Genomic DNA, 6,239 nt, shown 5'->3' with positions numbered 1-6,239 from the left:
TTCCAGAACCAATGAGGTAAGGAGCGGGCGAGTCAAACCTATCTGCTGGTTGGGGAGGGTCATATGGCCTTTAATGACACCCTCTTCCAATTGGGGATGGACTTGACTCGTTCAAGCACCGCCCAAAAGGAAGATCACTCGTGCGCTGAATTCAACGCACAAGTTGCGGACCCGGAAACGAGTCCGATCGTCGAGCAAAGCGTAAGCACTGCAGGGACTACGATCTTTATTGATCTTCACGGCGCCAAACGCCTCGACGACGTCAAGTCGGCCGAGCGCGCGACGCGGCGTGCCGTCGAGACCCTTGGCCTCAAGCTCAAGAGTCTCCACCTCGATCGCGTCGCCGGTGGCGGCGTGTCCGGCGTCGCGGTTCTGGGCTCCGGGCATTTCTCTTTGCAAGCCTGCACGCGTACCGGCTTCGCAGCCGTCGACGCGCGCGGATGTGCAGGGCTGAAGCCCGAGGTGGCGCTGATGGCTCTCGCCAACGCCTTCGAGGCGCGCGAGGCCGTCATTCGGCGCAAACGCACGGTCTCCGACCTTACCGTGCCTGCCTTGCGCGTGGTGCCCAGAGCACCGCGAAAGGCTCAGCGTCAGAAGGCACAGGCGAAAGCGGCCTAAGAGGCGGCTTCCACCTTTTTACGGCGAAGAACAGATGCCGCGATCGGGTTTCCGGTCGCGGCTTTTTCTTGCCTGATTTCCTAGAGTTCCCGCTCGCTCACGCGGGCCACGTCTTTCGCAGGTTCGACCGTCTTCAACGCCTCGTCCGGCAGAAGCGACGCGCCGGCCGACTTCGAGAGTTGCATGAACAGCAACACCGATGACGCCGAGATCACCGCGACCAGAATGAAGACCGGCGGAAAATGCGCCAGCGCCAGATCTCCGCCGCCCATTGTCCTTTGAGCGATGTCGAGACCCAGCGCCGCGATCGTGACGCCAACCGAGCCCGACAGGTTCTGACAAACCGCCGCAAAGCTCGTCGCTCTGCTGAGGCGTTCGATCGGCACGTCGGCATAGGCCAGCGTGTTGAGGCTGGTGAACTCCAGCGACCGCGACAAGCCGCCGACCAGGAACAGCGCGATAATCAGCATCGGCGGAGTCGCCACGGTGAACAACGCCGGCGCGACCGCGAAGAGCGCCGCGATGAGTGCGTTGAAAACGAGCACCCTGCGGAAACCGTAGCGGCCCAGGATGGTCGCAACCTGCGTCTTCATGAACATCGAACCAACGCCCGTCGCGAAGGTCAGCATGCCGGATTGGAACGCCGTCATGCCGAATCCCGCTTGAAACAGAAGCGGCAGCAAAAAGGGCCCGGCTCCCAGGCCGATCCGGAACACAAAGCCGCCGATAACGCCGGCCCGAAATGTCGGGATCGCGAGCAGCTTCAGATCGATGATGGGCTCGGAAACGCGCGGCGCGTGCCAGACGTAGGCGACGAGCAGCGCGGCGCCGGCAAATATCACGGCGACGACCGTCTGCTGCGTGACGAGGCCGAGGCCCAGAAGCGTTACGCCGGTGAGGAATAGCGACAGTCCCGGCCCGATCAGCAAAAAGCCCCTGAGATCGAAACCTTTCGGCGTTTCCTCACGCACGTCCGGTATGAAGCGCGTGATCAACACGATGCCGGCGAGCGCCACCGGAATGTTGATCCAGAAGATCCAGCGCCAATCGAAGTACGTCGTGATGAAGCCGCCGAGCGGTGGTCCGAGCACTGGGCCGACGAGCGCCGGTATCGACAGCCAGGCAATCGCCCCGATCATTTCGGCTCTCGGAACGGTGCGCAACACGATCAGGCGGCCTACAGGCGTCATCATCGCCCCGCCCATGCCCTGCAGGACGCGGGCTGCGACCAACGAGCCAAGACCCGTCGACAGGGCGCAGGCTATCGAACCCGCGGCGAAGACAACCATCGCAGCGCGAAATATGTTTTTGGCGCCGAACCGGTCGGCCATCCATCCCGATGCTGGGATGAAGACGGCAAGCGCCAGGAGATAGGTCGTCAGCGCCAGTTTAAGGTTAATCGGGTTGGCGCCGAGGTCCTTGGCGATCGCCGGCAGCGACGTCGCAAGCACCGTCGCGTCGAGGTTCTCCATGAAGAGAGCCGTGGCGACGATTAGCGGAATGAGATTGCGGCGCAGCAGTTCGTTCATTGGCGGGGTGTCTAACATGTCTAGAACGTACCGACGCCAGCGTTCCGCCATGCGCTTCCAGCAAGTCTGGGGTGCGGCAAAAGTTGCAACGCGGCATCAGGATAGGGTGCAGTTACCCAATCGAGTGGGGTAATGACACCCGCGCTAAGCTATTGCGTTGACGTCGGCTGAGCGGCAACCTGATCTCCGACATCACAAAATCAAAAACCGTCCGAATTCTCGCTGCCGGGTCCGGCGAAGCCTGGAGCGGGCCACTCGGGGAAGCGCGAAAGATGCTCACGAACAAGGTCATTTCAGCCGACGAAGCAATTGCGCTCATCAATGAAGGCGATGTCGTCGCGACGACCGGCTTTGTCCAGAGCTGCATTCCGGAAAGTCTGCACGCCGCGCTCGAGAAGCGTTTCATCGAAACCGGGGCTCCGCGCGACCTGACGCTGATAATGTGCGCCGGCGCCGGCGACAGCAAAGGCCGCGGCACCGGACGCCTCTATCATCAGGGCCTTCTCAAACGGGTCATCGCGGCGAACTATGGACGCATGCCGAAAGTCGCGCAGGCGGCCCAGGAGAACAAGATTCAGGGCTACAACCTGCCGCAAGGCGTAATCTCTACGCTCTATCGCACCTGCGCCGCCGGCCAGCCGGGACTTTTTTCGAAGGTTGGCCTGCATACTTACGTCGATCCGCGGCTTGGCGGCGGCAAGGTCAACACCGCGACGAAAGAGGATCTCGTCAAGCTCGTCGAAGTCGAAGGCAAGGAGTGGCTGTTCTACAAGGCAACTCCGATCAACGTCGCGTTGATCCGTGCCACGAGCGCCGACCCGCACGGCAATCTCAGCATGGAGAAGGAGTGCTTGACTCTCGACGTGCTGGCCCAGGCAATGGCCGCGCACAACAATGGCGGCGTCGTCATTGCTCAGGTAGAGCGCCTCGTCGAGGCCGGCTCGATCAGACCGAAGGCGGTCAAGGTTCCCGGTATCCTGGTCGATTGCGTGGTCGTTGCCGAGTCACCGGAAATGCACCGTATGAACTACGGCGTAATGTACGACGCGGGCCTTGCCGGAGAGGTGCGCGTCACCGTCGACAGCTTGCCGAAAATGGCGCTGAACGAGCGCAAGATCATCGCGCGCCGGGCTGCATTCGAGCTACCGCCCAATGGCGTCATCAATCTCGGTGTCGGTGCGCCGGACGGCGTTGCCAACGTCGCCAACGAAGAGAAGGTGACACCCTATCTCGTGATGACGACGGAAGCCGGGGCGGTCGGCGGCGTGCTGGCGGGCGGATCGAGCTTCGGCTCATCGGCAAACGCTCACTCGGTCCTCGATCAGAATCAGATGTTCGATTTCTACCATGGTGGCGGTCTCGACCTGACCTGCCTCGGCATGGCCGAATGCGACAGCCTCGGCAACGTCAATACCAGTAAGTTCGGCGGCCGCCTCAATGGCTGCGGCGGCTTCATCGACATTTCACAGAACGCCCGCGCCGTCGTCTTCGCCGGTACGTTCACAGCCGGCGGGCTCGAAATCGCGATCGAAGACGGCAAGCTTAGAATCGTCAAGGAAGGCCGCTCGCGCAAATTCGTGCAGCAGGTCGAGCAGGTGACATTCTCGGGCCAGTATGCCGCCAAGCGTTCGCAACCCGTCATCTACGTGACCGAGCGCTGCGTGTTCCAATTGACCGAGCACGGGCTCGAGCTAATCGAGGTGGCGCCGGGCATAGATATCGAACGAGACATCCTCGCTCATATGGCTTTCAAGCCGCACATCCATAAGCCCGTGCCGATGGACCCGCGTCTCTTTCTTGAACAGCCGATGGATCTTCTCGCGGACCTCTTGAACCTGAATCTCAAGGAACGCATCAACTACGACGCGAGCCAAAATATCCTGTTCCTCAATCTCGCAGGCTGGAGCGTGCGCAAGAAAAGCGACATCTCCGACCTGCAGAAGGTGATCGTCGAGACCTGCAACGCGATCGGCCGGAGGGTCGATGCCGTGATCAATCAGGACGGATGCCGGATCGCAGACGATCTCTACGACCGCTATGCCGACATGGTCGCGTACGTGAAGAAGCATCATTATGATCGATCGGCGCGTTACGCCACGAGTGCGATCACTCGGCAGAAGCTGCAGGACGCGCTGAAACGGCGTGGCCTCGATACTATCATCTTCGAGCGTGCCGAGGATGCCCACAACTTCTTGAATCTCAAGCGGCAAGCTGCGGAATAGCGGCGTTCATCGGGCCAAAGCTCGGCGGCGCGACGTCGTCGACATGGTGCGGCACTTGATGGCTCTCCGCAGCATCCCAATTTAATGCACCTACCTTTTTTCGTGGGTGCCTTATGGAACATTGGATGTCGCGTCTTCACGATGACGCTCCGGCTACTCTCGAAGACGCGAGGCCGGTCAGCCCTACTGCCGGTCTCAACGACTCGCACCTGATGGATGCTTATAGCCGGGCCGTCGTTGACGTCGTCGACGCGGTGTCTCCAGCGGTCGTGCACGTCCAGGTTCGGAAGGTGCACGGCGGTCGTGTGGGTCAAGGATCGGGCAGTGGCGTCGTCGTGTCGCCCGACGGGCTCGTGCTGACCAACAATCACGTCATCGATGGCACGCAGTCGATCAGCCTTTCGCAAGGCGACGGCCAGCGGTTCGGTGCGCGCCTCATCGGCAGAGATCCCGATACCGATCTCGCGGTGCTGCGCGCCGAGACATCGGAGCGTTTGAAGTATGCGCATCTGGCGGATTCGAAGAAAATACGCCCAGGTCAGATTGCAATCGCGATCGGAAATCCGCTCGGTTTCCAGTCGACCGTTACGGCCGGCATCATCAGTGCCGTGGGCCGCTCACTCAGAGCCGAGAACGGCCGTCTGATCGACGATATCATTCAAACCGACGCCGCTCTCAATCCCGGCAACTCGGGCGGGCCGCTGGTCAATTCCGCGGGCCATGTGATCGGCATCAACACGGCAACGATCATGGGCGCGCAGGGTTTGTGCTTCGCGGTCGCGTCGAATACGGCGGAATACGTGCTGACGCAGATCCTGGCTCACGGCCGCGTTCTCCGTGGCGTGATCGGTATCGTCGCCGAACACGTGGTGCTGCCGCAGAGTTTGCGGCACAGCTTTGGATTGACCCAGCCCGGCGCCATCGGCGTGCGTGGCGTTCAGAGCCCCGGACCGGCCGAGGCAGCGGGCTTGATCGCCGGCGATATTCTCATATCGCTCGACGGCGCGCCTGTTGCGGGCGTCGATGACGTGGCACGCATTCTCGACGCAAAGCGCATCAATCAGAAGGTAACGGCTGAAGTCTTGCGCGGCGGCGAGAAGCACGAATTCACGCTCGTGCCGGAAGAGCGGAACTAACAATCTTCCGCGACAGAACACTTGGTCCCGGCTCTGCGCTGCGCTCAGGCCGGGATGACAATCGTCGAGGCTACTCCCGCGTCAGGCCTTTGGCGGCCAGCTCCTCGAGATATTGGCCCCATCGGCTTTCTTTTTCGCGCCCGAGGACGTGCAGATAGCCCCACGTATAGAGGCCGGTGTTGTGACCGTCGTCGAAGGTGAGGCGTGTCGCGTAATTCCCGACGGGCGTGATGCCGGTGATCTTGACGTGCTTCTTCTTCGGCACAGTGATGCGCTGCGAGGCCGAGTGGCCTTGGACTTCGGCTGACGGGCTCACGACGCGCAGGAATTCCGCCGGCAGCTCGAACGTCCGGCCGTCCGGAAATGCGGCCTTCAGAACCTTGCCGCCGTCCGTAAGGTCGAGTATCGGCGGTGGCGTCAGCGTTCCCTTGGCGCGCTCAACTTCCGTCCAGGCGCGGGCCGCGAGTTCACGGAAAATCCCGGCATGGACACTCTCGGGCGCCGCGACGGTGACCGGCTTGCCGCTGTCGGACGTTTCGCGAATCTCCATGTGAAGCGGCACTTCACCAAGGAATGGGACGCCAAGTTTTTTCGCCTCGTCACGGGCTCCGCCGTGGCCGAAGACATCGGAACGCTCGCCGCACTTCGGACAGAGGAAGTAGCTCATGTTCTCGACGATGCCGAGGATCGGAACTTCGACGCGCTTGAACATCGCGATGCCCTTGCGAGCGTCG

Annotated in this window: 5 protein-coding genes; 3 read left to right on the top strand and 2 right to left on the bottom strand. The window is 61.7% G+C overall.

From position 1 onward, the window contains the following. The first annotated feature begins 96 nt into the window (after window positions 1-96). Window positions 97-618 (top strand): S-adenosylmethionine decarboxylase family protein, encoded by a 522-nt coding sequence (locus tag VN623_RS09035; protein ID WP_325570260.1) that lies wholly within the window; start codon window positions 97-99, stop codon window positions 616-618. A gap of 80 nt (window positions 619-698) precedes the next feature. Here the strand turns inward: VN623_RS09035 and VN623_RS09030 are convergent, their stop codons facing one another. Beyond that, window positions 699-2,147: a DHA2 family efflux MFS transporter permease subunit gene (locus tag VN623_RS09030; protein WP_325570258.1), complete on the bottom strand. Its 1,449-nt coding sequence runs from the start codon at window positions 2,145-2,147 to the stop codon at window positions 699-701. Between the two features lie 272 nt (window positions 2,148-2,419). Between VN623_RS09030 and VN623_RS09025 the strand changes: the two genes are divergently transcribed. After that, complete coding sequence (locus VN623_RS09025; protein WP_325570256.1) at window positions 2,420-4,369, top strand: acyl CoA:acetate/3-ketoacid CoA transferase; 1,950 nt, start codon at window positions 2,420-2,422, stop codon at window positions 4,367-4,369. Between the two features lie 125 nt (window positions 4,370-4,494). Further along, window positions 4,495-5,505, top strand: a complete 1,011-nt coding sequence (locus tag VN623_RS09020) for a S1C family serine protease (protein ID WP_325570254.1) — start codon at window positions 4,495-4,497, stop codon at window positions 5,503-5,505. Window positions 5,506-5,575: 70 nt separating this feature from the next. Here VN623_RS09020 and VN623_RS09015 read toward each other — a convergent pair. Next, the coding region (locus tag VN623_RS09015; RefSeq protein WP_325570252.1) for a P-loop NTPase at window positions 5,576-6,239 on the bottom strand (664 nt) is incomplete at its 5' end.

The organism is Hyphomicrobium sp. (assembly GCF_035572195.1).
GTDB lineage: Bacteria > Pseudomonadota > Alphaproteobacteria > Rhizobiales > Hyphomicrobiaceae > Hyphomicrobium_B.
The sequence above is the reverse complement of the archived record's forward strand: the minus strand, read 5'-3'. Positions and strand labels throughout refer to the sequence as shown.